Genomic DNA, 25,973 nt, shown 5'->3' with positions numbered 1-25,973 from the left:
GGTAGCCAGAACCGACCGTAGCAAGCGTAAACTTTTCTGAGCCACAGAGACACAAATTCACCGATGCCCAGCCCGTGCCGGGCTTTTTTACGCCTGGTGCGTGAGTGCATGTCTATGCTGCATGAAAACGCATGAGTCTCCGGCAACCCGTGACGGCAGGAAAGGCCAGCAGTGGCGCGGCTCAGAGCTAATCATGCAGGTGCATGAAAACCGCTACATAAAGCGGGCAGGCGTGGCGGGGCTACGAGCGCGCGCTATCGCGCTATACATAACAGAGGAGCTAAATTCAATCAGTAAGCAGAAATGTCTATGTAATCTTTCCAGAAAAGCAGATGTTCCTTTATGCCAGCGTTGTAGCATCTAAAAGCTGATGTTAGCTTCTGCCTAAGCTGAGGCTGGATAAAATGTATGCAGCTTTGAAACTAAGCAACAAGTTGCTTTTATTGAATCAAACGAGTAAACCGATAACGTGAAAAATATATTTTGCAATTCTGATAACCTTTATAATGAAGCTGATGTCGAGAATTTTTTCCTTATGAAATTGCTAACAGAATTAGGTTATGAAGACCAAAACATCAGACCTAAACGCTCTCTTGCCGAGTTATCTGTAAAAAAATTAAATTCACGCAGAGCTGTAAAGTATCGTCCAGATTATGGAGTTGTGCTTAAAAATAAAATCCGGTTAATAGTTGAGGCCAAATCTCCTAGTGAAAGTTTGGAGGATCATATACTCCAGCCAAGAGATTATTGTGCAACAATAAATGGTGAGCATGAAAAAAATAAACCCGTTAAATATTTTTTACTTAGTAACGGAAACCTCACGCAACTCTACAAGCATGATTTAAACATGCCAATATTAGCCTTGAGTTTTTCTGATTTTGAAAATGACAATAATAAATTCAAAAAACTCAAGGAGTTGCTAAATGTAAATGAGCTATCTAAAGAGACTGAAGATTCAAATGAAGAAAACTCGTTGCAATTAAAGAAAGCCCCCTTAAAAGATGTTAATGAAGCTTTTGCTTGGTGTCACCAATTTATATATAAAAATGACAACATCAGTCAAGGCGCCGCATTTATGGAGTTTGTTAAAATAGTAGCGCTCAAACTATTATCCGATAGAGAAATACGTGACAAATACCCTAATAAGGTTGAAGAGGAACAATTCAACGTTCCATTGGCTGATGTAAGATTTTCTAGAAAACTGTTAGCAGAACAGGAAAAACATACGGCTAACCCGTTGAGTTCAATATGGTTTTCTGATTTCATTTCGAAAATGGAAATAGAAATATCTACTAAGAAGAAAAAGAGAATATTTGAAAAGGATGACCAGATAAATCTTACGCCCGAAACTATAAATGGCGTAGTATCTAAACTCGAACATTTGTTTCTATTTGGCATTGATGCAGATCTTAATGGTAGATTATTTGAAACCTTCTTGAGTGCAACTATGCGCGGTAAAGATTTAGGGCAATATTTTACCCCGCGAAGTGTTGTAAAACTAGGCGTAGCTCTTGCTGGGCTTAAAATTGACGCGCAAGATATATCAAGAAGTGATCGTGTTTATGATGGATGCTGCGGCACAGGAGGATTTTTAATCGATGTTTTTGCAGACATGTGGAGTAAAATAGAAAAAAACCCTTCACTTTCCAAAGAAAAGAAAGAGGAGTACAAGCAAGCCATTGCCTACGGACATATTTTTGGCGCAGATATAGGAAGAGATCCAAATTTGTCGCGTATTGCCAGGCTAAATATGTATTTACATGGAGATGGCGGAAGTTGCATATACAACATTGACGCATTAGACAAAGAGTTGCCAGTTCATAAAACGGACAAACCTGAGTTGCTGGCAGAAAAAGAACAGATGCGCAATATTTATGCCAATAAAGAAGGTTTTTTCGATGTTATCATTACTAATCCACCATTTGCTAAAAAGTACTCAATTGGCAAGTCAAAAGATAAGGAAAAAAACGAGATTTCAAATGCTGAAAGAATCCTTTCTCAATATTCTTTAAAAACCTATGACGCTGGCAAAGTAAAAACTGAACTTCGCTCTAAACTTAATGTTCATGGAAAGGTACTATGATGTGTTGAAAAAAGGTGGGCGACTTTTAACCGTCATTGATGATGGAATCCTGAATGGAAAAGACTACTCATGGTTTAGAGACTGGCTTCGAGAAAAGTTTATCATTAATGCTGTAGTATCTCTACCAGGTGATGCTTTTCAACGTTCTATGGCTCGCGTGAAAACATCCATATTGATTCTGACAAAAAAACATACTGAGAATGAATCACAACCTAGTATTTTCATGTATCCATGTGTCTTTGTGGGCATCGACGATCCAGCAAGAGCTCGCACATTGCCTATTGATGCACACAATAAGAAAAAAGCAAAAGAAGAAATAGAAGATATTTCCCATGAATACCAAAAATTTACAAGCGGCAATGGTAATGAAAAGTATATCGTAGATGCTGACAGAATTTCCGATAGATTAGATGTTAAACACTGCCTTATGACAGTAGGTAGTAACAAAGAAAATTGGCTTTCTAAAGGTTTCAAAGTTACAAAAATTGAGGATGCTCTTGAGCTTAAAGTATTTACTGAGGATGAAGTAATTGAGTGTGCAGAACACTCAGCGACTGAAGTGCCTTTAATAGTTCGTTATGACGGTTCGTCTGAGGCTGGCAATGCAATCTTCCCTGCTGATACGCAATACAATAGACTTTATCGCGTTTCTGAAGGTGATGTGGTCATATCTAATATTGCGGCCAGCTATGGAAGTATAGCCGTAGTACCTGAAGATTTGGGCGGCTGCGTTGTATCTTCAGAATACACTATCTTAAGAGCAAAGCCAGGTTTTGAACCTAAAATGCTTTGGGCTATATTGAGATCTCCAGTAGTTTTATCAGAAATTTTACTTGTAGCTACGGGAGCTAATAGAACGCGAGTGAAATGGGATGCTATGAAGTCTTTATCAATCCCCTACCCTAAGGAAACTACAGAAAAAGAATTTGTTGAATCCTTATTAAAACTTGAGGCTTTAGAAAAGGAAACCGTTAGTTCGAAAAAACAAATAATTGACTTGGCGGTTAACAACCTTGAGCTTGTAACAAATGACGCGGAAATAATTTTATCCGCATTTAAGCCACCAAAATAAAAATTATGAGGTCGCTAAGCGCCCTTTTTTTCAAAGTTATCGATTCACTTACCGCTCATTATTTTTAGCGAAATCAAAAGGCGTGGTATAAGTATCTTTATTCGAATATAGATAATCTACCCACCATTGAACCATCAAGCGGCGTTCGTCCAAATGCTCTGATGTATGAATATAGGCAGCTAGTACGCTATTTCGCTCAGAATGGCTCAACTGCCGCTCTATCGCATCTTCACTCCACAACCCTGATTCACCCAGCGCGCCTCGTGCCATTGTCCTGAAGCCATGCCCGCAAACCTCGGTCTTCGTGTCATACCCCATAGCACGTAGGGCATTGTTAACCGTGTTTTCGCTCATGACTTTTTTAGGATCGTGATCGCCGGGAAAGAGCCTCTCATTATCACCGCTTAATTGCTTCAGCTTTTCCATCAAAGTTAAAACCTGACGGCTTAGCGGTACAAGATGCTCCTCTTTCATCTTCATGCCACGATGGGAGTAACGAACGCCTTTTATCTCTGTGCGTTGTGCAGGTATCCGCCACAAGGCTCTTTCAAAATCGAACTCATCCCACCGGGCAAAGCGCAGCTCACTGGAACGGACAAAAGTCAGTAATGAAAGCTCTACGGCAATACGTGTCATAATTCGTCCACGATATGCGGCAAGGCGCGCAAGAAACTCTGGAAAACGACTAAAGGGTAATGCCGAGCCTTGACCGTAGAAAGTGCCCCGGCCATATCAATAGCAGGGTTGGATTCAATGTAATCGTTCTGAACGGCATAGCGCATTATTGCTGTAACGCGCTGCTGAAAGCGCTGAGCGACATCGTGCCTGCCACTGGCATACTGGCATACTGGGATCAACAGCCTTAATGGGTGCTAACAGCTGGCTGGTTTTCAGCTTACGAACATCTGCCAAACCAATATGAGAAAAAATATACAGATCAAGGTAGCGCATCCGCGAACGATGGTCATCACTCCAGCGCTTGTTACTCGCATGCCATTCGCGAGCGATCGTTTCAAAAGTATAAGCCCCGGCGTTCTCAGATTGGGCTTCTTTCTGCTCAGCTTTAGGGTTAATACCCTGCCCTAACATCTTTTTAGCTTCGTCACGCTTAGCACGAGCCTCAGCAAGCGTCACTGTCGGCCAGACGCCAAAGGCAAGCCGGTCTTCTTTTTTATCGGCTGGCCGTCGGTACTTCATGCGCCAGTACTTTGATCCTTTGATCGTGACCTCAAGGTACAAACCGCCACCATCGGCCATTTTATAGTTTTTTTCTTTAGGCTTTGCAGTGTGGACCTGGCGGGCATTCAGCTTCATTTTGGGGGCACATTTCTTATCGAAGTGGGGATGCCCCCAATTATGCCCCCAGCGGGGTTTGGATTGCAACGGATGTGCTTGGAGGACGCCGGATGATAAAATCACCGCCATCTTTGATTTTAAAGGTTTTTTGGACTTCCTCGGATGAGGATGGACTAGATACTGGTGCCGAAGGCCGGACTCGAACCGGCACACCCGAAAGCGGTTGATTTTGAGTCAACTGCGTCTACCAATTTCGCCACTTCGGCACTGAGAAAAGGCGTTTGTGAAAACCGCCAGCGATTATACCCGAGGTTCTTTTTCATGCAACTGTTATATAAAAAGCGTTATTACAAAAAATTGCGCTTCATCAAATCTCGGGTGAACACTGAGCATTTTCTCTCACAATGCCTATTTGATGAGCAGCATAAACGATAAATAAGACTTCTTTCGTCAACTGTCTTACTCATACAAAAGGTGGGCCTATATACATTTGGGGGGGGTTAGGGAGCCCAAAAATCCAATAAATTATAAAGAATGGCAGAGATTGCCATTAACCCCATAATCACCACAAAAATATTACTCGTATAGCCACTGTATTGACGCATTGCTGGAATTTTATGGATAGCATACATCGGCATTAAGTAAAGTAATATGGCGATGACAGGGCCGCTCAGCGTTTCAATGATACCCAGTATACTAGGGTTTAGCGTCGCTACTATCCAGGTGCTGATCAGCATAAAGATGGCGGTGATACGGTTTAAATACGTCGTCTTTACCTTTTTATTCTGAGTACACATTAATTGCATCACTAACCGATTGAATCCTTCCTGGACTCCGAGATAATGCCCCAAAAAAGATTTTGAAATCGCAATAAAAGCAATAATAGGCGCGATGTAGGCAATAAGAGGCCTATTATAATGATTCGCTAAATAAGACAAAATAGAAATATTCTCTGATTTTGCCTGTACTAAATCCGAGGGAGATAGAGAAAGCACACAGCTAAAAACAAACATCATCACCGTGATCACCATCATGATATGGCTCCATGCCAGGATACTTCCGCATTTTTTTTCAGCATCTACGCCGTATTTTTTACGGCTTGCTACTGCAAAAGCCGAAATAATCGGTGAATGATTAAACGAAAATACCATCACAGGAATAATGAGCCATAAAGTCATTAAAATACTCTTGGTAGAGGTGGTTTCGTTGGAGAATACATTTGAAAAAATAGCATCTGACCAGTAGGGGATTAAATAAAAAGTCAGCAGCATTAATACGAAAATAAATGGAAAGACCAAAATACTCATGGCTTTCACAATCACATTTTTTCCAAAATGGACAATACTCATTAAGCCAAAAATTAAAGTAAAGGATAAAAGTACGCGTGGGGGGGGGGAGATGTGCATTTGATGTATCAAAAAGCTCTCGACCGTATTGGTGATAGCCACACTGTAAACCAGTAAAATCGGATAAATCGTAAAAAAATACAGCAATGTGATCAGTTTACCGGCTCCGACACCAAAATGTTCTTCCACTACTTCGGTAATGTCCTTCTCTGGATGTGCCCCTGAAAGTACAAAACGACAAAGACCTCTATGAGCAAAAAAGGTCATTGGAAAGGCAATCAGCGTCATGACTATCAGTGGCAATAAACCGCCAATACCTGCGTTGATAGGCAAAAAAAGAACTCCCGCGCCAATAGCGGTGCCATACAAGCTTAACATCCACATAGTGTCATTTTTGGACCAGGGCAGAGCATCTTTCGATTTTTTTGAAACCAAGGGGGAATTTTTAATGATCTTCATAATAGTTATTGTAATTTTCTATGATTTTTTTGGGGGGGATTGATTTAAAATAAGAAATAATAAATAAGAATTTTTCATTAAAATATCATATATTAAAACAATAAAAAACCCGATAAACAAAACCTAAAAAGGAGATTTATCGGGATCCTCGATACAATGTGGATTTTAAAAGCAATGGCATATGTTATGACTATTAAAAAATAAAAAAGTTCTATAAAGCATAAAAAAATGATGGGATTTATTTTTTGAAGGAGGATAGAAAAATACCTATAGGAAAAAACGGATAGAGCAACGACTTATTTCAAAATATTTAGAACGAAGCCGTCAATTCTGTTTTTTCTTTAAATTCACATAAATCCCGAATGATACAAGAGCCACAACGTGGCTTACGCGCGATACAATGGTATCGCCCGTGGAGAATCAACCAATGGTGACAATCTTTTTTAAATTCCTCTGGTACGACCTTAAGCAATTTTTTTTCAACCAAAACAACATTTTGACCAGATGCGAATTTCGTTCGGTTACAAACACGAAAAATGTGAGTATCAACAGCAATAGTCGGCCAATCAAAAGCGGTATTAAGAACCACATTGGCTGTTTTACGACCGACACCAGGCAGAGATTCTAATGCCGCTCTATCTTCGGGCACGGCGCCCTGGTATTTTTCCAGTAACAGAGAACAGGTTTTAATAATGTTTTCGGCTTTGGTATTAAATAATCCAATGCTTTTAATATATTCTTTGAGCCCATTGACGCCTAATGATAAAAGCGCCTTTGGGGTATTCGCCACAGGATAGAGTTTTGAGGTAGCTTTATTCACACTTAGATCAGTGGCTTGAGCTGAAAGCAAGACTGATATTAACAATTCAAACGGAGTGCTATACACTAATTCAGTACGAGGCTGAGGATTTTGATCACGTAAACGAGCTAAAATTTCCCTGCGTTTTTTTTGATTCATCTCTATTTTTTTCATCAAATGTGTGATTACCATTCCGGTTGGCTGATTGTTCTGTCCCCCGCCATATTTTGATTGTGTCTATATCTTTGAGGCGAAAAACAAAGATTTTTTATTTGTCATTTTTAAAAAAATGGAGGCTTCACCGTCATACAAGTTGAAAATATTTTTGATATTATGAAAATGTTTATAATCCGTTTTACTCAAACTTCTGTGAACACAAATCATCTTCCACGAAGAGAAATGTCTCCAACCTGATAAGTTTTGATGCCTCCTTCTGTTTCTAATAATAACCCCCCGTGTTGATCAATACCTCTGGCAATGCCTTGTATTTGTTGATCCCCGACGATTAATTTGACGGGTCGATTAAGATAATTATCCAACTCGTGCCACTTCGAAATAAAAGTAGATAAACCTGTCTTTTCAAATTCAATGAGTTGAGAACGTAATTCCGATAATAATAAAGCGGTTAATTTATTACGATCTATTGTTATTCCTGCTTCTTTGAGATGGCTCCAATTTTGCTCAATCCCTTTGTTTGATGATGGGTTGTTGATATTAATACCCATACCAATAATCACTTGAGCGGGTTTAAATTTTTTTCCCAGAAGCTCCACCAAAACCCCTGCCAATTTTTTATCCCGATAATACAGATCGTTTGGCCACTTCACTCGGATGTCTATTCCCCCCAAATTGCGCAACACTTGCGTTATCACAATCCCTATGACCAAACTTAATCCGACAGCCGCTGCCGTCCCTTTTTCGAGTCTCCAAAACATCGAAAGATAAAGATTTTGACCAAAGGGTGAAACCCATTCTCGGCCCCGCCTTCCTCGCCCTGCTGTTTGGTGCTCCGCGACACAGGCATCACCAGAACGGAGTGTCTCTATATTATCTAATAAATACTGATTCGTTGAATCGACTAAAGCCAATACTTTTATCCGGCCTTCAGGTAAATCTCTCAATATTTTTTTTTCATCCAGTAATTCAATAGGAGACGATAAATAATATCCCTTAATCGTTTGAGCCTCGATTTCCAGCCCCCAATGTCGGAGCGTTTGAATATGTTGATTGACGGCTGAAAGACTTATTTCAAGATATTGCCCTAATTGTTCGCCTGAATAGGCAGCCCCCGTTGATAACAATCGGATTAAACGAAAAGGCACGATAAAATTTTTCACGATAAAACAGCCATTGGATTGATTTCTCCTTCAGCAGAAATAAAACGTACTTCAGGTTCCAGGTAAACTGAAAATGTGAAAGCAACCTTTTGATAAACATGACGTGCCAGGTCCAATATATCTTGACTGGAGGCATGATTTTTATTTATCAGGACCAATGCTTGACGATCATGGACAGCCGCACCGCCTATTGTATATCCTTTCAAATGACATTGATCTATCAGCCAGCCTGCGGCTAATTTTACTGTTCCGTCCGCTTGAGGGTAATAAACCAAATCGGGATAATTTTTGATCATCAAAGCAGCGGTATCGCGATCCACCTGTGGATTTTTAAAAAAGCTTCCAGCATTCCCGATCAACAGCGGATTAGGGAGTTTATTTCGCCTAATCGCACAAACAAAATCAAAAATCTCTTTTGCCGTCACCTTAAAAGGATCCAGTTTTTTTAAATCACCATAATCTAATTTAGGCACCCAGCATTTCTTTAGCTTAATGCCGACAGCAATAACAAAACAGGTTTTATAATAATGTTTAAAAATGCTGTCTCTATATCCAAAACGGCAATCTTTTCTGCTCAATCTCTGGCAATCAGCGGTACAGGGATCTAGCAGATCAACGTATTCACAAATTTGATCGAATTCAACACCATAGGCTCCAATATTTTGTATGGGTGCTGCTCCTACAGAACCTGGTATCAAAGCAAGGTTTTCTAAACCCAAGATATTGTGTTGTAATGTGTAACAGACTAATTCATGCCAGTTTTCACCCGCGCCAACATGCAAATGCCAATCAGTTTCACTTTCTGTGTAACTGAGCCCTTTTATTTGATTTAATAGCACAACACCTAAAAAATCTTCCAAAAAGAGGACATTACTGCCCGATCCCAAGAAAATAAAAGGAAGTTTGAGATTTTTCGTATTACGAAAAGCCTCAATTAAAATGTTGACTGAATCTACGGAAATCACATCAACTGCATGGGCAGGAATAGAAAACGTATTTAAATGTTTTAGAGATTTGAGAGGCATCATATAATGAGGTTTATTTTTCCATCTATTTTTTAGTTTTAGATAATATCATGAGCGTATTGTTGAAGACGAAATCCTTCCCTTCTAAAGAGAATGCAAATTTGTGAGCACCTTTTCTGATAAAGTACTTATAAAAGATACCTTAAAAGAATTACATACCATTCAAGATTGGCTGCGCTGGGCCACCAGCCAATTCAATGCTTCAGATATTTATTACGGTCATGGGGCTGATAACCCTTGGGATGAAGCAGTACAACTCATCCTCCCTAGTTTATCGCTTCCTATCAATATGCCCAAAGAAATAAAAAGTGCACGATTAACCCTAAGTGAACGCCACTGTATTCTTGAGCGCATTATTCGCAGGATCAATGAACGTATTCCAGTAGCGTATCTCACTAATACCGCTTGGTTCTGTGGACAGTCGTATTATGTTAACGAGCAAGTTTTGATACCGCGTTCTCCTATAGGGGAGTTCATTGAGGATCACTTTTATGGTTTATTATCAGTAAAACCTGCTCATATACTGGATATGTGCACAGGCAGTGGCTGTATTGCGATTGCTTGCGCAGAGGCTTTTCCTGAAGCAGAAGTAGATGCAGTAGATATCTCTAGAGGTGCTCTTGCTGTAGCCGAATGTAATATTGAGCAATATGGGCTTGAAAATAGAGTCACCCCTATTTATTCCGATCTATTTAACGATTTGCCCCGCATCACTTATGACTTGATTGTGACTAATCCTCCCTATGTGGATGCCAAAGATATGAACGATTTACCGCCCGAATTTCTTTTTGAGCCTCGTCTTGGATTAGAAGCAGGAGAAGATGGTTTAAAACTAGTACAGCGCATATTAAGTAGTGCCGGAAGGTTTTTAAAAGAGAAAGGGGTATTGATTTGTGAAGTCGGCAACAGTCAAGGAAGTTTAATAGAAAAACATCCTGATGTTCCTTTTTTATGGCTGCAATGTCAGAAAGGGGGGGGGGGTTGTTTGTGCTGACAAAAGAACAGGTGGATACTTATTTTTCTGGGCAGACATCTTAATTTATCCTTGGCAGAGACTTTGTATTTTGTGCACGCTTGCCGCAGAATCAGAGAATTATGAGGAGTTACGAGGCCCAAGCCTTTTTATGTTTTGTTGAAATTTTACTCCCTATTTCTAAAATAAAAACTCCGGTCATGTTCATTAAAACAATACCGGAGACAATTTATTTAACTTATGGTTGTCTTCTTAATATAGTAGGTTTGTAAGGGAAAAACCTTTACAACTACGATAAGCTGACAAATGTGAGCAAGTAGTTATCGTTATCGTTAACAGACGAAAAAGATGAATCATTGTTTGCAGGAATAAAATATGTGTCCACGCCAGAAAAACCAGAAACACTTTCTTTTAATAATGGAATACCGTCATTTTTGTTAGCTGCTAAAACATTAATCAGATCCTCTATTTCTTGCACCTGCAATTTGTCTTGATTTTCTTTTAGGACTATTTCCACTTCAAACAGAGCTGCTTCTATAGCTGCTTCAAATTTACGATGGATCTCTTCTTTTTCTTCACTAAGAGTCACGTTTTCGTGTTTTCTGTCTTTCAATTCATTTTTAAAATTCAATAGAAATTCATCCATTTTATGATCTGTTTCCAAAAAATATGTATCATAATCCGCTGGTAAATTTAAAAAATCACCCCCGGTTTTTTTGATTTTCTCTGGTATTTGCTGAAAATACGCTATGTTTTTAGAAAAAACTTCTTCTTTCATATGATCAATCCGGAAATCTTGGTCCTTTATTTTTTGCACGTGAACATTTAGCATTTGTTATTTTCCTTATTTGTTAAAAAATACCTTTTCTGAATGCATTCAGAGGATTTGATGCATTAACATATGTGGGTCTATTTTAATACATATTCCAAAAATTTAAAAATAATTAATTTTTATGAAAATATATTTTTTAACCTCAATTCCAGATAATCATGGTTTTTTTCTGAATATTCAGTCCCTCTAAAAGCACATCAACCTGACCTGCGATATAGGCTTCTGAACGGGTTAAATACGCCTTCCCCCGTGTATTTAATGTCTGCTAACCGAGACAGAGACCTTTTCCTCGATAATACGGGCAATAATATCGTGTTCCAATCAATTAACCTGTTTGAGCCTTTTATAAATTTTTTAATAAAACATCATATATAAGTATTTTTTACTCTTGTTTTTTGCTATATTTTAAAGCGTTCGCCCTTCAAGAATGCTTAAGGAGAAATATCATGTCGCTGTCTATTCAAAGTCAAAATAATGGTTTATACCAGAAAGTGCTTAACGAAAAAAATATCGAATACGCGATTAAAAATCTGTCAAAGAAAAACACTACCGATATGGGCGTATGGGAAACCATTAAAGGTTTTTTTTGTCGAACCAAAAAAACTCAAGTGCTAGAAAAAGTTCATGAGTTAACACATCAAAATTATGAATGATGAACTTAATTAACACTGAATCAGCAGTAAAAAAAGTGATTGCTTTTTATCAACTCAAGCAAATGGCCCATCCTGTTTATCAAAATAAATTTCAAGCATTTATTAGACCAAAAAAAGACGGAGCATATACTTTTTCTTTTTTGATTCAAGATGCTATAGATGAAGATACGTTTGTCTACGGAAATACTGAAAAAGATATTTCTGATATAAAAGAAAGAGAATTAACTAATGATAGTGACCTTTTAGACAAAAATATTCCTATCAATTGTGCTTTAAATAAAGTGTCGTATGATAACAAGCTAAATAAACTAGAAGGGATTTCTCCTGCGAATCAAAAAAAAATCTTTCTACATTTATTGGATGGAAAAGTAAAACAAAAAATGGCGGTTTATCAGAGCTTGGCGCAAAAATGGATTTTATTACAAATGAAATGTTTTGATTATTATCACAGACCACTTTGTTTGCTAGATGCTATCCATATTACAAGCACAACAGGAGCGGAAAATGAGTGGATTTATGATTTTGCTGAATCCATTAATAATATTAAGATCAACATGCAAAAAGCAATTGCCGAAGAATTTAGTAATGAGATTAATAAACCTGTTTATTTAAAGCCCTACGACTCACACTCTCAATTTGACTTATCAAAAACACATATCTAAAAACAAGACTTTAGCGTCAATTTTTACTTCCTTGTCAATCCAAGTCAATAAACAATATCAATAATTTATTCTTAAAAAATTTTTGGCGTGTTTCAATAGATTCAATTCAATGTTATTCATGATTCAGGCTTAATGACGAGCCGATTATAATGCCTCTATATCTTGCCCGTTTCAGAGAAAAATTCAGGTTATCGCCTGATTTTTTTAATAGTCTATATTTTGGTGGACAACCCGCAAAAGACAATTTTGCAATCCACGAAATTTTTGGGTATAAGCAAATGTCTGTGCGAGTTTTTTATCCATAGTGCCAGAACATAAATTTTGTAAGGCAAATGAAGGATTGAGGTCCATTTCAATAATGTCAAATATATAGCTTTAACTTAACAAACGAGGTGCATTCATGTGAACAATATAGAAAAAATTGCGAGAGAGGCTCAAGATACGGGGCACTCTTTGTCCGTTTTACCTGCGCAATTGCTCATGTTTTGGGAATCCTCACAGGAGCCGTGGGGTGTCAAGGATATTAATTCAAAATATATTTACGCTAATCCTGCTTATTACCAACTTCTCAATATCAACCCCAAAGTGTTCTGTATTGCCGGACACCTTGATGATGAATTACCCTCTCCAATCGCGAGTTTCGCCTCTCATTTTCAGCAGCATGATCGCAAAACAATCGAGCGCAAGGATCGTCTTTGCTCCATTGAAATTCACCCCTATGAAACCGATCAACTGATGAGACTTTATTATTTTGATAAATATCCGCTTTATGAAGAACACAGTCGGCTTTGTATTGGGACCATTTTTCACGCTAGAAAAGTTGAGGACCTATTACTAAAAAAACAGTTATTATCACGTGCCAAGCCCGGCTACTTTTTATTTTATCCGCCAGAAAACGTATTTACCCAAAAAGAACTCGAGGTTATTTTTTGTGTGTTGCAAAATATGAGTAGCAAGCTCATTGCCCTTCATTTGGGATTATCACACCGTACAGTGGAAAATAAATTACAGGTCATATATCGTAAAGCAGGGGCTAACTCTTTATCTCAGTTCAGCGAGTACTGCAGGCATAAAGGTTATGATCACTATATTCCACAGACACTCCTGAGTCCGGTCAGTAAGCTACTTGATATGAGTCTGTGAAAGCGGCTTATTTTAAAGACCTTAATGCAGTGATTCGCTGAAAGCCATAAGAGCAAATATCCCACCTCTATCAGGAACTTTGCTTTTATCGTAAGCCCTGAATGCTGTGCAGTTGAAAAAGAGATGATTTATCTTGATGAAAGCGGTTTTGCCAACGACATACCCCTGACTCATGATTATGCTCCCCGTGGAAGAAAAGGATAGAGCTGATATGGTTGGTTCATCTTCATCTGAAGATTCAATGCTACTATTTTAAAACCTATTTTCAATCTTGATCATTGATTTCTTTTGAGACCCCTTATGCCAAAATTAACCTCTGCAAGCTCAGACTTTTCTGAGAAAAAAAAATCCAAAATAAAAAAAAATGCCTCGATCAGTTTTGAAACCGCCTTAAATGATTTGGAGCAGGTTGTTACTCGCCTGGAGTCGGGCAATCTTTCATTAGAAGAAGCCCTCAATGAATTCGAACGAGGCATCAAATTAACAAAACAAACGCAAAAAACGTTGTTAGAGGCAGAACAACATGTAAAAATTTTACTCAGCGATACCCCTGATGCGAAATTAAATCCGTTCACCCTTGATTCTGAGTAATGGTATGCCTGATAAAATCTCCTTTTCGGATCAACACACTTCCTTTGATTTTGATCAGCAGCTTTCAAAATATCAGAAACGTGTTGAGACGTACCTATCAAGTGCACTGGACAAATTGCCCGCCTATAATACTGTATTGCTAGACGTCATGCGTTATTCCACTTTGATGGGCGGTAAACGCTTACGTCCTTATTTGGTATACGCCACAGGGCAAATGCTCGGCTTGTCATTGAGCAATCTCGATGCGCCTGCGGCCGCTATAGAATGCATTCATTCTTACTCTTTGCTCCATGATGATCTTCCTTCTATGGATAATGACGATTTGCGTCGAGGAGAATTAACCGGCCATGTCAAATTTGGTGAAGCTAATGCCATTTTGGCGGGCGATTCACTACAATCCCTGGCTTTTTCGATTTTGGCAGATGACCGCATGCCAGATGTCGTCACAGAAGATAGATTAGCAATGCTATCTGAGCTTGCGCGGGCCAGTGGTGCCACTGGTATGTGTGGAGGGCAGGCATTAGATATGGCGTCTGAATATTTAGACATTTCTCTTGAGACCCTTGAGCTGATTCATCACCATAAAACCGGGGCTTTGCTTCGGGCCGCGGTGCGTCTAGGCGCGCTAGCCGCTGGTGAAACCGGGCGAAAAGCCCTTCCCTGGCTAGATCAATACGCCAAAAGTATCGGGCTGGCCTTTCAGGTGCAAGATGATATTTTGGATGAAATCGGGGAGGCCAGAAAAACAGGGAAAAAACCAAAATCAGATCAACAACGAGGTAAAGCGACTTATCCGGGCTTATTGAGCTTAAAAGGCGCCAAAAAAAAAATGGCGGCTCTTTATCAGTCTTCTTTATCTGCTTTAACAGTGCCTGAAGCCAGTGTCTATAACACGCTGCCTTTACAGGCTTGTGCTCACTTTATTTTAGAGCGTCATTATTAAAAAATGTCACTTAGCATGAGTACTGAATGAATTTTAATAAAGAAAAATATCCCACCTTAGCATTAGCAGAAACGCCAGAGTCATTGCGTTTATTGCCTAAAGAATCTTTGCCAGAATTGTGCTCAGAATTACGATCATATTTACTGGACGCGGTGAGCCAGTCGAGTGGGCATTTTGCATCTGGGCTAGGTGTGATTGAGCTCACCCTGGCATTGCATTATGTTTACAAAACGCCCTTTGATCATTTGATATGGGATGTAGGCCATCAAGCCTATCCCCACAAAATATTAACAGGCAGACGAGATCAAATTGACCGCATTCGACAAAAAAATGGGTTACACCCTTTCCCATCTCGAGAAGAAAGTGATTACGATGTCCTTTCTGTGGGGCATTCTTCTACTTCTATCAGCGCCGGTTTAGGCTTAGCTGTCGCCGCAGAACGAGAAGGCTTAGGGCGAAAGATCATTTGCGTGATTGGAGATGGTGCCATCACAGCAGGAATGGCTTTTGAAGCCATGAATCATGCCGGTGAGCTCCACAGCGATATGTTGGTGATACTCAACGATAATGACATGTCTATCTCAGAAAATGTCGGGGGATTAAACAATCGCTTTGCGCAATTATTATCAGGCTCATTTTATACTCGCCTTCGTGAAAAAGGCAAAAAAGCGTTTTCCGCTGCACCACCTATTAAAGCGCTTTTAAAACGGACAGAAGAACACTTAAAAGGAATGGTGGTACCTGGTACTTTATTTGAAGAATTGGGCTTCAACTATATCGGGCCTATTGATGGTCATCATATCTACACGCTGGTCCACATGCTTGAAAATATGCGCCATCTCAAAGGCCCTCAATTGCTGCATGTCGTGACAAAAAAAGGCAAAGGATATACACCTGCTGAAAAAGATCCGATTGCTTGGCATGCGGTTCCTCGATTTGATCCCCTGTCAGGGACTTTACCGAAAACGGTTGATTCGATACCGACCTATTCTAACATTTTTGGGGACTGGCTCTGTGATACCGCAGCCACTGACCCGCGATTAATGGCGATCACACCTGCTATGCGAGAAGGCTCTGGCATGGTGCGTTTTTCTCGAGAATATCCCAAACAGTACTTTGATGTCGCCATCGCTGAGCAACACGCGGTCACCTTCGCAGCGGGTTTAGCCATTGGAGGATACAAGCCCGTGGTCGCGATTTATTCCACTTTTTTACAACGTGCGTATGACCAGCTGATCCATGATGTAGCGATACAAAATTTGCCTGTGCTCTTTGCGATTGATCGAGCAGGGCTAGTAGGTGCAGATGGGCAAACACATCAAGGCGCCTTTGATCTCTCTTTCATGCGTTGTATCCCCAACATGGTGATCATGGCGCCCAGCGATGAAAATGAGTGTCGGCAAATGTTACACACTGGATATCTGCATCCTGGGCCTGCAGCGGTGCGTTATCCCCGAGGTCAAGGCACGGGAGTGGCTTTGCAACCTTTATTTCCTTTAACCATTGGTAAATCTGAAATCAAAATTCAAGGGGAAAAGATAGCCCTTTTGTGTTTTGGGACTTTACTGAGTGTGGCGAGGGAAGTGGCTATTCATCTCAATGCCACTTTGGTCGATATGCGATTTATCAAGCCTTTGGATACTGAGTTGATATTGGCGATGGCATCAAACCACAGTCTTTTAGTGACAATAGAAGAAAATGTGATCAAAGGTGGTGCAGGCAGTGCGGTGAATGAGTGCTTGATGTCTCACAAAAAAACAGTGATGCTTTTAAACATTGGTCTACCCGATCAATTTATCCCACAGGGGGAACAGAACGAAATGAGAGCGGCATATGGGTTAGACAGTCGGGGGATTCAAAAGCAAATTCAAGCCTATTGCGAATCTGAAATGTAAAAATCCGAATATCACCAGCAAAGATAAGGTTTTCTGGAAAGGATTTTTTGGCAGGAATCAGGTTAGTGAACCTTTTGTACCATGTCATAAAGAGCACTAAATGTGTGCCTGTCGACTACCGAATTGACGATAAAGACACCGTGAAAAACTAAAAAACCCTATTTTGGGGAGAAACTCAAGCTAAAAAAAGCCCCATCTAAGTGTTGGGGCTTTATCATTTATTTCTGCTTTTAAATAAAGTGCCGGTCATATTCGTCGTAAAAACACGACCGGATACATTTATTTAATTATTTGGAAAGATAATAGCTGAATTTTTAGATCCGTTTTGAACGGGTGAATGGTTGTTATAAATAACCCTTTCTTGAGAAACAAAACTACCAGAAGCATCTCTAATCAGAGATATGTTCTCAGTATCGCTTGGAGATCTCATTGATTTACTGGATCGGAAGAAAGAAGCAGGTATTTTATGTTCATAAGAATAAGCTGATTGAGGTGGGTCTTGATTTGTCAAATCACCATAATGAATACCATTTATAGGTGAGTAATACTTGTATTTAGTAAAATTTTCATATGTATATTTTTCTACAAATTCTATCAAGGATTTTCGCAACCTCTCTTCTCCTACTTTGTCTCTAATTTTATTCATTCGTGCTTCTAAAAACTCATTTGGTGAATGATTATTTTTATTAATTTCTTCCACCCAAAAATTTATTGCTGTCCTGCGAGATTTTTGATCCAAAAGCGCAAGCATTACTTTTTGTAGTAATGAATCTTTCTTCATAAAATTGATTAACTTGTTATATTCAAAATTTTTGATTTTTCGCATCCATTGATAATCATTAGTCTCTTTCAAAATAAAAGGAGTTCCTTCTTTTTTAATTTTTGACAAATCATAAATATAATCTCCAAAGGCTCCCAGAATCGTGTTTTGAAGATTTTTATTCTTGGTAACATGAGAAGCTAAAGATTGAGCAAAAACTTTTGTTATAGCATTCATGTCAATTGGTCTTAAAAGAGAATTATCTGTATAACTTTGCGATGTACCAGATCTGGCATTGACACGCATATCATAGACATGACTATCTGAATCATTTTCATTGCTCCCGATGGATTTTTGAAGATCAGAGACGTCCTGAGAAATAAATAAATTAAATGTAGCATCCAGATCTGGCCTTAGATTTAATTTTACGAATGTCTCGACAACTTTTTTTAATGCATCAGAAATATTTTTTTGAGAAAGAAAAGTATCATTGAAGTGATTTTTCGTATGAAGATTAACGTCTATTTTTTTACCATCTTTTAGATCAAAGCTAAAGGTCTTTTTCAGATAGAAAGTGTTTTCTTGTTGAGTAGGTAATGAAACTTGAGGAGGTATTATTTCTTCAGTTTTTTGATGTATTGGTTCTTTGATATCAGATTTTTCAGGTTTCTCAAAATGAAACGTTGATGGGTCTGGTTGTGTGTATATCTGCAATCCATAATGACTACTTACGAACTCCGCTTTTGATTCTTCTCTCTCTATAAATTTATCAAATATGTGAGATTCGTTGTTTTTTTTGAGTTTTTGGCTAAGATCCTCGATATCTTGATTAAAAACTTTTTCCAATTCTTTTAATGAAGTATTTTGATTAATTAAGTTTGACCATTTTTTTATTAAATTTAAATTAGGAGAATTTTTATCAATAAAATAAATCAGAGCGGATTTGATTGATGGATATTTTTTAACAAGATCTGTGTCCTTGATAATTTCTGCGAAGCCTTTGCCTTTAATTTCTTTGACGATCTTATCGTCGATCATAATAGGTTTATAATTTTTAGATTTTGATAAATCATAAATATAATTGGCGATACCATCCATAATCGTGTCTAGAATTGGATTTTCAAAATTTTTCTGATCAGCCCAATGACAAATCAAAGCCTGAGCAAAAACTGCTTTTATCCTATCGGGTTGTTCACTTTCCTGGTGGTAATAAGTATTGACATGCATATTATAATTTTCTTTAACACTTTTCTTGCTTTGGTTAATGAATTGTTTATCATCATTGTAGTTTTTAGAAATAAATAAATTAAAAGTAGCCGGCCTGTTTTTTATTGTTATTTCCTCAAATTTCTCTTCGACAGTCAATAAAATCTTTCTAAACGCTTCCTTAAAAGCATTTTCACTCATTCTATTAAAGATGTTTTTATTTTTTTTCCCATAAAGATTAATTGTAAATTCCTCGTTTTTACCCAGCTTAAACGTTGCTTTTTGAGTAAATTTTTTGTTTTTTTCTTGAACAGAAGTGCTTCTACCTCTCGATTTTCTTGTACCAGAATCTAACATAATTAATATTTCCCTTATTTTGAGTTGTTAAAGAATAATTTTTTAAAAAAATCCAGATTGATGGATCAATAAAAAATATCATTTTTCTGAATCAGAAAATTCAATTTTAATCATTTAAGCTTTCTCAGCATTTAATATTTTTTATCATTCTTTAATAAAGATTAATTTTAATTCTTATCTAAAAAAATTAAAGTGATTAGTGCTTAATATTTCTTAACTGGGTTTTTAATTTTCGTTGAGGAGATCAATTGGAATAATTTCTTTTTTTAACTTTTTTAAAAAAGTTATTTCAAGTTAGTTAACTAAAATTACTTTGTTAATAGGACATATGATTTTTTTATTTTAGATTGCTGATTTTACTGTTAATTAAATATTAATGACCGATTTATTTTCTCAGAGATGAGAAATATCCAGAACGGGTTGTGGATAAAATCCTAACAGGACCAATAGCGTGAGTAAGAGCATCAGGATTAAGCCTTCTCTTGCTGTCATGGGTGAGAGGGGGCTTTTCGATTTAGGTGCACCATAAAAAGTACGTTGCATCATGATCAATGAATACACTGAAGCGAACACAAGTCCAAAAGTAGAGATGCTGGTGATCAGGGGCACGACTTCAAAGCTGCCAAATAAAATCATAAATTCCCCGATGAAATTGCCTGTGCCGGGCATTCCCAGGTTTGCGGCCGCAAAAAACAGAGAAATCGCAGGCAAATATTTGATGCGACCCCAAAGCCCGCCCATTTCACGCATATCCCTCGTATGCAAACGCTCATAAAGCTGCCCGCAGATGATAAACATGCCAGCGGCAGAGAGCCCATGCGCAATCATTTGAATCACCGCGCCCTGATAGGCCAGTTGGCTCCCAGTATAAATGGCGATCAAAACAAATCCCATATGTGAAACACTGGTGTAAGCGATCAAACGTTTGATGTCCGTTTGGCTAAACGCCATCCATGCACCGTAAAAAATGCCAAAAATGCCGAGCCAATAAGCGATTGGCGCAAATTCATGTGAGGCATGTGGAAATAAAGGTAAAGAAAAACGCAAAAGGCCATAAGCGGCAGTTTTCAATAAAATGCCGGCCAAATCGACTGAGCCTGCCGTAGGCGCTTGACTATGTGCATCGGGTAACCAGCCGTGTAAGGGAACGACAGGCATTTTGACCGCAAAGGCAATAAAAAATCCCAACATCAAGAGATATTCGACCTGATGAGACATGGGCGTATTTAATAAATTCTCATAATTAAAGGTGATCTCTCCCGTGGCCCGATAATGCAGAAGAACTAATCCTAAAATAGCGATCAACATGATTAAGCCGCTGGCTTGAGTGTAAATAAAAAATTTCGTGGCCGCACTGATGCGGGTTTTTCCATCTGACGCTTTATGTCCCCATAAGGCAATTAAAAAGTACATGGGAACCAACATCATTTCCCAGAAAAAGAAGAATAAAAAAAGATCAATAGCCAGGAAGACGCCGATGACGCCACCTAAAATCCAGAGCAAATTGAGATAAAAAAATCCTTGATTTTTTTTGACTTCTTGCCATGAGCAAAGAACGGCTAAAGTGCCTAATAAAACAGTCAATCCCAGCATTAAGAAGGATAATCCATCCAATCCCAGGTGAAATTCAATGCCTAAGCTCGGAATCCAGGGTAATACAAATTCTGCCCGCCATTCGGGAAACATTTTGATGGGGGCTAAAAAAGCGGAATGAGAGTTGCCCCATCCTTGCCAATAGATTTGAAAAATCAGTAATAAGCTGACGCCCATAGTGATTAAAGCTGTCCAGACGGGCACAAATGAGCCAAAACGCTCTAGCTGCCAGCAGAGCAATCCCCCTAAAAAAGGGATAAAAATAAGCCAAGGCAATAAGGTAGCAGTAGCGGGTGCGAGCATGGCGTTTTACGTTCCTAGTTAAAAAAATTCAGTCAATTTTATTAATTCATCAACAACAGCGTTAATATCAAGACAGCACCGGCGCCCATAGAGGCTAGGTACCAACGTATCTGCCCATTTTCACTCAAAGAAAAGAGGCGATTTCCCCAGAGGCACAAAAGCGATAAAAAATTCATGCTGGTATTGAGGGGATCGCTTTGTAAACAGCGTGCAATCCATAAATAAGGTTTTACAAATACGCGATCATAAAGACGGTCAAATCCCCACGCGTTGAACCATAAGGCGCTCAAAAAAGTCCCGATAGAGGTTTTTTGGCACCGTTGAGCCCAGTGTCTATCCCCTGAATACAAAAAGCTCGCCAGTAAAATACCTGTTATCACAATCAGCCCTGAGCAAAATGCCAGGATCGTTTTGCCGGTTTCAAGTGCATGGTTTTCTGGTAAAACCCCCGCCAAAGGAGGCATAATTAACGCCCCTATAAACGTAGAGAGTATTAACAACACCCAGAGTGGCACATGATGAGATATTTCTCTGGGAGCGGCTTTATAAGGAGGATGTTCTGGAGGCGCACCGTGAAAAACAATCAAAATCATGCGGAAAGTGTAAACCGCCGTCAAAAAAGCCCCAACCAAACCAGCGATCATCAGCTCTATATTGTTATGAAGCCATGCTCCCCATAAAATCTCGTCTTTACTGTAAAAACCCGCTGTGATGACGGGCAACGCCGCCAAAGCTGAACCGCCGACCAAAAAACACAGATAAAGGAATGGCAGTGGTTTACGGAGACCCCCCATGTTAAAGATGTTTTGTTCATGATGGCAGGCGAGGATCACAGAGCCAGCAGAAAGAAATAAAAGCGCTTTAAAGAAAGCATGGGTCATCAGGTGGAAAATCGCAGCATCCCAGGCTTGGACACCTAAGGCCAGAAACATGTAGCCAATTTGACTCATGGTTGAATAGGCCAATATTCTCTTAATATCCGTTTGTACAAGCGCCGCAAAGCCTGCTAACAGCAACGTGATTGCTCCGATGATGCCTGCCCAGTGCAATATCTCTGGCGCCATCAAAAATAAGCCATGCGTGCGAGCAATTAAATAAACGCCTGCAGTGACCATGGTCGCGGCATGAATTAGGGCAGAAACGGGTGTCGGGCCCGCCATCGCATCTGCCAGCCAAGTTTGAAGTGGCAATTGGGCCGATTTACCAACAGCGCCGCCCAATAACATCAATGTGGCCCAGGTGATGGCATCAGAGCCCACCGCCAAGTGTGCAGGTGCCAGGATCATCAGCTCACGAATATTTAAGGTCCCGAGCTGTTGATAGAGAATAAACAGCCCCAAAGCCAAAAATACATCGCCTATCCTGGTGATGACAAAGGCTTTCATCGCGGCCGCACCATTGGCAGGATGAGTGTAATAAAAGCCGATCAGCAAGTAGCTGCATAAACCAACGCCTTCCCAACCGAGATACATCAACAGGAGGTTGTCCGCTAATACCAGGACTACCATGCTGGCAATAAATAAATTGGTATAAGCAAAAAAACGGGCGTAACCCACTTTAGCCTGCTCTTTTTCATCGTGAGAGCTGTGTTTTGCACGCATATACCAGGAGGCATACAGGTGAATTAAAAAACCGACGCCTATGACCACAGAAAGCATGGTTAGGGAGAGGCCGTCTAATATCAGAGTTATTGGAATATGAAAATAATCGGTCGATATCCACTGCCACAGAGTTTGTTCAAAGAAAAAAGGCCTATCTGGTGACGATAAAGCGTTTTTTTGAGTGATAAAATTAACGCCAACATAGAGTGTTGTTAAAGCGGATAAGCCAATCGCTCCTACACCAATCAGTGCCGCTTTGTTTTCAGACCAGTTTCTTCCAAAAAAAGCCAGCAGCAAAAATCCCAATAAGGGAAAAAACAGTGTTAAAAAAAGTAAGTTCATCCGCGCATCTCGCTCAAAATATCAATGTTGAGTGTGTGATGGCGTCGATACAGTTGTAAAAGCAACGCCAATCCAATACTGGCTTCTGCTGCAGCCAAAGTGATTGCCAATAGATAGAAAATTTGTCCATCGGGTTGCCCCCAATGGCTGCCAGCGACCACCCAGGCCAGCGCAGCTGAATTGATCATGACTTCAAGGCTGATCAGCATAAAAATTAAATTACGGCGTATGAGCAGCCCTGTCAGTCCTAATGTAAACAAAATAGCAGCCAAAATTAGCCCGTGTTGCATAGGAATCATGCTGTTTTCTCCAATCATTTATTAGATCTGTTACAAAATCGATGAAGAACTCTGATTTCTGTGTTGCCCATTTTTTATCAAACAGCATCAGAGGATACCCATTGGGTTTTTAAGAGATATCTATTTTGTGTTGATCTATTTTTTTAAATGGTTTTTGACAGATCATTTTTTGATATTTTTTCCCCAAAAGACGCGGGACTCTTTTTTTCTTCGAGTCTTTTTTTATTTTCTTTTCCTAAATGAAAAGCCACTACCAAACCAGCCAGTAGCAGCATGGAGGCCAGTTCTACAGCAAGAATATAAGCGCTGAACAGGTGCACTCCGATGGATTTTGCGCTCACCCATGTTCCTATCATGCTTTCTCCTGAAAGCCCATGAAATCCTTTAAGCAACGCTAAGAGCAATAGGAAACAGAGCAAGCTGGGCCCCACCCAAAAAACCGGTTTTAACCCTACGCGTTCTTGTTTTTCTTCGGATTGTCCTAAATTGAGCATCATGACCACAAAGACAAAAAGCACCATAATGGCTCCGGCATACACGATAATTTCTAACGCCCCTGCCAAGTAAGCCCCTAGAGAGAAAAACACAACAGAAATCGCTAATAATGAAATGATGAGGTACAAAAGCGAGTGGATGGCATTGGTATGAAAAATAACCCGAACAGTAGCCAAGACAGACACCAACGCAGCGGTATAAAAAGAAAATTCCAATGTCACGATCTCCAACTTTAAATGAATAAGAGCACAAAAGATTTTTAAAAAAGATGACAATAAATCGGCATTTTAAACTCATTTTTGATCACGATTAGCCGATATGATTCAAAAAAAAAGCTTTATGGCATTAAGCTTTTCACATCAATTGGCTTGTCTTCATTCTCAGCATCACCTTTTTGTTTACCTTCTATTTCCATACCCGAGACACGATAAAAATTGTATTGAGGGTATTTTCCAGGACCGCTGATCAATAGGTCTTCTTTTTCATAAACAAGGTCTTGGCGTTTAAATTCTCCCATTTCAAAATCAGGTGTTAATTGAATGGCTGTAGTAGGGCAAGCTTCTTCACATAAACCGCAAAAAATACAACGAGAAAAGTTAATTCGAAAAAATTCGGGATACCATCGCCCATCTTTTTTTTCCGCTTTTTGTAATGAAATACAACCTACAGGACAGGCCACGGCACAGAGATTGCATGCGACACAACGTTCTTCGCCATCAGGATCACGCGTGAGCACGATGCGCCCTCGATAACGGGGGGGTAAATAAACTGGTTTTTCAGGATACATCTGCGTTTCTCTTTTATGAAACGCATGCAAGCCTATCATCCACAAGCTTCGCAACTGAGTGGCAAGGCCTAATAAAAGTTTTTTAAAAGTCATGTTGTTCCCTTTCTGAAATAATTTCAGAGGTCAAACCCAGCGCCTGAGAGAAGATAGGCGTTGAAAACAGGCGGTTAAGAGCCTTTTGATAAAATGACCGCCGCAGTGACCAGCAAGTTCAATAGTGTTAATGGCAGACATATTGTCCAGCCAAAAGACATCACTTGATCATAACGAGGACGAGGTAAAGACGCTCGAATTAAAATAAACATCATCATAAAAAAACCGGTTTTCAGAGCAAACCAAATGACGGGCGGTAACCAGGGGCCGTACCATCCTCCAAAAAATAATGTCACTATGAGTGCTGAGACAGTCACAATGCCGATGTATTCACCGACAAAAAACAATCCAAATTTCATGCCAGAATATTCAATATGATAACCATCGGCCAGCTCTTGCTCTGCTTCTGGTTGATCGAAGGGATGTCGATGGCAAACCGCCACCGCCGCGATCAAAAAGGTGATAAAACCAAAAAATTGAGGGATGACGTTCCAAAGGTGGGCTTGTGAATGAACGATATCACGTAGGTTGAAAGAACCGGCTTGAGCCACAACCCCCATCAGCGCTAATCCAATAAAAACTTCGTAGCTTAAGGTTTGTGCAGAAGCGCGCATCGCGCCCAATAGAGCATATTTATTGTTGCTGGACCAGCCGGCAAATAAAACGGCATACACCGCTAAACCGGCCATCATTAAAAAGAAGAGTATACCGATATTGAGATCAGCGACCCCCCAGGTCGGGCTAACAGGCACAATAGCAAAGGCCAACAGCAAGGACGTGAAAGCAATCATAGGCGCCAGAGTAAAAATGACTTTGTCAGAGAAGGGGGGAGTCCAGTCTTCTTTAAAGAACATTTTCAGCATGTCTGCGACGAGTTGAAGTGATCCGCCCCAACCCACTCTGTTTGGCCCGTAGCGATTTTGAAATAAACCCAGCAGTCGGCGTTCAGCAAAACTCATAAAGGCCCCGCAAAAAACCACGACAACCAAAATCAAGACCGCTTTTAAGACTTCGATCAAAATAGGCAT

21 protein-coding genes, 1 tRNA gene and 2 pseudogenes are annotated in these 25,973 nt (G+C 39.5%); 9 read left to right on the top strand and 15 right to left on the bottom strand.

All coding sequences use genetic code 11. From position 1 onward, the window contains the following. Window positions 1–535: 535 nt before the first annotated feature. Together AACL23_RS08050 and AACL23_RS08045 are read left to right on the top strand one after the other, a co-directional pair. The gene (locus AACL23_RS08050; protein WP_339051101.1) at window positions 536–2,083 is read left to right on the top strand and encodes an N-6 DNA methylase; all 1,548 of its coding nucleotides are present in this window, start codon (window positions 536–538) and stop codon (window positions 2,081–2,083) included. 1 nt (window position 2,084) lies between these two features. Next, window positions 2,085–3,155 (top strand): N-6 DNA methylase, encoded by a 1,071-nt coding sequence (locus tag AACL23_RS08045; RefSeq protein WP_339051099.1) that lies wholly within the window; start codon window positions 2,085–2,087, stop codon window positions 3,153–3,155. A 48-nt stretch (window positions 3,156–3,203) separates the two neighbouring features. Here AACL23_RS08045 and AACL23_RS08040 read toward each other — a convergent pair. From AACL23_RS08040 to murB, 6 genes and pseudogenes are all read right to left on the bottom strand, one after another. Continuing rightward, a pseudogene (locus AACL23_RS08040) lies at window positions 3,204–4,469 on the bottom strand (tyrosine-type recombinase/integrase). Between the two features lie 163 nt (window positions 4,470–4,632). Then, window positions 4,633–4,717: transfer RNA gene (locus AACL23_RS08035), tRNA-Leu, on the bottom strand. Window positions 4,718–4,951: 234 nt separating this feature from the next. Next, on the bottom strand, window positions 4,952–6,256 hold the full coding sequence (locus tag AACL23_RS08030; RefSeq protein WP_339051097.1) for a serine/threonine transporter: 1,305 nt from the start codon (window positions 6,254–6,256) through the stop codon (window positions 4,952–4,954). Window positions 6,257–6,566: 310 nt separating this feature from the next. Next, complete coding sequence (gene nth / locus AACL23_RS08025) at window positions 6,567–7,214, bottom strand: endonuclease III (protein ID WP_015873975.1); 648 nt, start codon at window positions 7,212–7,214, stop codon at window positions 6,567–6,569. Between the two features lie 221 nt (window positions 7,215–7,435). After that, window positions 7,436–8,392: a bifunctional biotin--[acetyl-CoA-carboxylase] ligase/biotin operon repressor BirA gene (gene birA, locus AACL23_RS08020; protein ID WP_015873977.1), complete on the bottom strand. Its 957-nt coding sequence runs from the start codon at window positions 8,390–8,392 to the stop codon at window positions 7,436–7,438. Then, a complete protein-coding gene (gene murB / locus AACL23_RS08015) occupies window positions 8,389–9,420 on the bottom strand; it encodes a UDP-N-acetylmuramate dehydrogenase (RefSeq protein WP_100096595.1) in 1,032 nt (343 codons plus the stop codon). Before murB ends, birA begins: the two co-directional genes overlap by 4 nt. Window positions 9,421–9,520: 100 nt before the next feature. Here murB and prmB point away from each other — a divergent pair. Then, window positions 9,521–10,455, top strand: a pseudogene (gene prmB, locus AACL23_RS08010) (50S ribosomal protein L3 N(5)-glutamine methyltransferase). Window positions 10,456–10,679: 224 nt separating this feature from the next. Here the strand turns inward: prmB and AACL23_RS08005 are convergent. Next, window positions 10,680–11,168 (bottom strand): hypothetical protein, encoded by a 489-nt coding sequence (locus AACL23_RS08005; protein ID WP_234809377.1) that lies wholly within the window; start codon window positions 11,166–11,168, stop codon window positions 10,680–10,682. Between the two features lie 500 nt (window positions 11,169–11,668). Between AACL23_RS08005 and AACL23_RS08000 the strand changes: the two genes are divergently transcribed. The 3 genes from AACL23_RS08000 (at window position 11,669) to AACL23_RS07990 (ending at window position 13,680) form a co-directional block, all read left to right on the top strand. Next, window positions 11,669–11,875: a hypothetical protein gene (locus AACL23_RS08000; RefSeq protein WP_171967365.1), complete on the top strand. Its 207-nt coding sequence runs from the start codon at window positions 11,669–11,671 to the stop codon at window positions 11,873–11,875. Then, window positions 11,872–12,537 (top strand): hypothetical protein, encoded by a 666-nt coding sequence (locus AACL23_RS07995; protein ID WP_015873982.1) that lies wholly within the window; start codon window positions 11,872–11,874, stop codon window positions 12,535–12,537. Before AACL23_RS08000 ends, AACL23_RS07995 begins: the two co-directional genes overlap by 4 nt. Before the next feature lie 402 nt (window positions 12,538–12,939). Continuing rightward, a complete protein-coding gene (locus tag AACL23_RS07990; protein ID WP_339051091.1) occupies window positions 12,940–13,680 on the top strand; it encodes a helix-turn-helix transcriptional regulator in 741 nt (246 codons plus the stop codon). Window positions 13,681–13,701: 21 nt separating this feature from the next. Here the strand turns inward: AACL23_RS07990 and AACL23_RS07985 are convergent, their stop codons facing one another. Beyond that, window positions 13,702–13,854: a hypothetical protein gene (locus AACL23_RS07985; RefSeq protein WP_015873984.1), complete on the bottom strand. Its 153-nt coding sequence runs from the start codon at window positions 13,852–13,854 to the stop codon at window positions 13,702–13,704. A 126-nt stretch (window positions 13,855–13,980) separates the two neighbouring features. On the opposite strand from AACL23_RS07985, the gene xseB reads away from it, so the two are divergent. The 3 genes from xseB to dxs are packed head-to-tail and all read left to right on the top strand — an operon-like array spanning window position 13,981 to window position 17,109. Further along, window positions 13,981–14,271, top strand: coding sequence for an exodeoxyribonuclease VII small subunit (gene xseB, locus AACL23_RS07980; RefSeq protein WP_015873985.1), 291 nt, complete (start codon window positions 13,981–13,983; stop codon window positions 14,269–14,271). A 4-nt stretch (window positions 14,272–14,275) separates the two neighbouring features. Continuing rightward, on the top strand, window positions 14,276–15,214 hold the full coding sequence (gene ispA / locus AACL23_RS07975; protein WP_339051088.1) for a (2E,6E)-farnesyl diphosphate synthase: 939 nt from the start codon (window positions 14,276–14,278) through the stop codon (window positions 15,212–15,214). Between the two features lie 26 nt (window positions 15,215–15,240). Further along, window positions 15,241–17,109 (top strand): 1-deoxy-D-xylulose-5-phosphate synthase, encoded by a 1,869-nt coding sequence (dxs, locus tag AACL23_RS07970; protein WP_100096591.1) that lies wholly within the window; start codon window positions 15,241–15,243, stop codon window positions 17,107–17,109. Window positions 17,110–17,392: 283 nt separating this feature from the next. Here the strand turns inward: dxs and AACL23_RS07965 are convergent, their stop codons facing one another. From AACL23_RS07965 to nuoH, 7 genes are all read right to left on the bottom strand, one after another. Further along, entirely contained in the window at window positions 17,393–19,432 is a 2,040-nt protein-coding gene (locus AACL23_RS07965) for a hypothetical protein (RefSeq protein WP_339051085.1), read from the bottom strand. Between the two features lie 393 nt (window positions 19,433–19,825). After that, a complete protein-coding gene (nuoM, locus tag AACL23_RS07960) occupies window positions 19,826–21,328 on the bottom strand; it encodes an NADH-quinone oxidoreductase subunit M (RefSeq protein WP_015873989.1) in 1,503 nt (500 codons plus the stop codon). 41 nt (window positions 21,329–21,369) lie between these two features. Next, window positions 21,370–23,271, bottom strand: coding sequence for an NADH-quinone oxidoreductase subunit L (nuoL, locus tag AACL23_RS07955; protein ID WP_339051082.1), 1,902 nt, complete (start codon window positions 23,269–23,271; stop codon window positions 21,370–21,372). Then, window positions 23,268–23,570 (bottom strand): NADH-quinone oxidoreductase subunit NuoK, encoded by a 303-nt coding sequence (nuoK, locus tag AACL23_RS07950; RefSeq protein ID WP_100096588.1) that lies wholly within the window; start codon window positions 23,568–23,570, stop codon window positions 23,268–23,270. Before nuoK ends, nuoL begins: the two co-directional genes overlap by 4 nt. A gap of 143 nt (window positions 23,571–23,713) precedes the next feature. Then, complete coding sequence (nuoJ, locus tag AACL23_RS07945; RefSeq protein WP_339051644.1) at window positions 23,714–24,280, bottom strand: NADH-quinone oxidoreductase subunit J; 567 nt, start codon at window positions 24,278–24,280, stop codon at window positions 23,714–23,716. A 122-nt stretch (window positions 24,281–24,402) separates the two neighbouring features. Further along, entirely contained in the window at window positions 24,403–24,945 is a 543-nt protein-coding gene (nuoI, locus tag AACL23_RS07940; RefSeq protein WP_015873993.1) for an NADH-quinone oxidoreductase subunit NuoI, read from the bottom strand. 74 nt (window positions 24,946–25,019) lie between these two features. Next, window positions 25,020–25,973, bottom strand: a complete 954-nt coding sequence (nuoH, locus tag AACL23_RS07935) for an NADH-quinone oxidoreductase subunit NuoH (RefSeq protein ID WP_158531006.1) — start codon at window positions 25,971–25,973, stop codon at window positions 25,020–25,022.

The sequence above is a fragment of the Candidatus Williamhamiltonella endosymbiont of Tuberolachnus salignus genome (genome assembly GCF_964019775.1).
In the GTDB taxonomy this organism is placed as follows: domain Bacteria; phylum Pseudomonadota; class Gammaproteobacteria; order Enterobacterales; family Enterobacteriaceae; genus Hamiltonella; species Hamiltonella defendens.
This window is presented reverse-complemented; position numbering and strand designations above follow the sequence as displayed.

Bases quoted from the DNA above. Each gene is read 5' to 3' on its own strand.
- AACL23_RS07995 (WP_015873982.1), top strand. From the start codon at position 11,872: ATGATGAACTTAATTAACACTGAATCAGCAGTAAAAAAAGTGATTGCT.
- nuoH (WP_158531006.1), bottom strand. From the start codon at position 25,973: ATGCCTATTTTGATCGAAGTCTTAAAAGCGGTCTTGATTTTGGTTGTC.
- nuoL (WP_339051082.1), bottom strand. From the start codon at position 23,271: ATGAACTTACTTTTTTTAACACTGTTTTTTCCCTTATTGGGATTTTTG.
- AACL23_RS07965 (WP_339051085.1), bottom strand. From the start codon at position 19,432: ATGTTAGATTCTGGTACAAGAAAATCGAGAGGTAGAAGCACTTCTGTT.
- AACL23_RS08000 (WP_171967365.1), top strand. From the start codon at position 11,669: ATGTCGCTGTCTATTCAAAGTCAAAATAATGGTTTATACCAGAAAGTG.
- AACL23_RS08030 (WP_339051097.1), bottom strand. From the start codon at position 6,256: ATGAAGATCATTAAAAATTCCCCCTTGGTTTCAAAAAAATCGAAAGAT.
- ispA (WP_339051088.1), top strand. From the start codon at position 14,276: ATGCCTGATAAAATCTCCTTTTCGGATCAACACACTTCCTTTGATTTT.
- dxs (WP_100096591.1), top strand. From the start codon at position 15,241: ATGAATTTTAATAAAGAAAAATATCCCACCTTAGCATTAGCAGAAACG.
- murB (WP_100096595.1), bottom strand. From the start codon at position 9,420: ATGATGCCTCTCAAATCTCTAAAACATTTAAATACGTTTTCTATTCCT.
- nuoM (WP_015873989.1), bottom strand. From the start codon at position 21,328: ATGCTCGCACCCGCTACTGCTACCTTATTGCCTTGGCTTATTTTTATC.
- nth (WP_015873975.1), bottom strand. From the start codon at position 7,214: ATGAATCAAAAAAAACGCAGGGAAATTTTAGCTCGTTTACGTGATCAA.
- AACL23_RS08050 (WP_339051101.1), top strand. From the start codon at position 536: ATGAAATTGCTAACAGAATTAGGTTATGAAGACCAAAACATCAGACCT.
- nuoI (WP_015873993.1), bottom strand. From the start codon at position 24,945: ATGACTTTTAAAAAACTTTTATTAGGCCTTGCCACTCAGTTGCGAAGC.
- AACL23_RS08005 (WP_234809377.1), bottom strand. From the start codon at position 11,168: ATGAAAGAAGAAGTTTTTTCTAAAAACATAGCGTATTTTCAGCAAATA.
- nuoK (WP_100096588.1), bottom strand. From the start codon at position 23,570: ATGATTCCTATGCAACACGGGCTAATTTTGGCTGCTATTTTGTTTACA.
- xseB (WP_015873985.1), top strand. From the start codon at position 13,981: ATGCCAAAATTAACCTCTGCAAGCTCAGACTTTTCTGAGAAAAAAAAA.
- AACL23_RS07985 (WP_015873984.1), bottom strand. From the start codon at position 13,854: ATGAGTCAGGGGTATGTCGTTGGCAAAACCGCTTTCATCAAGATAAAT.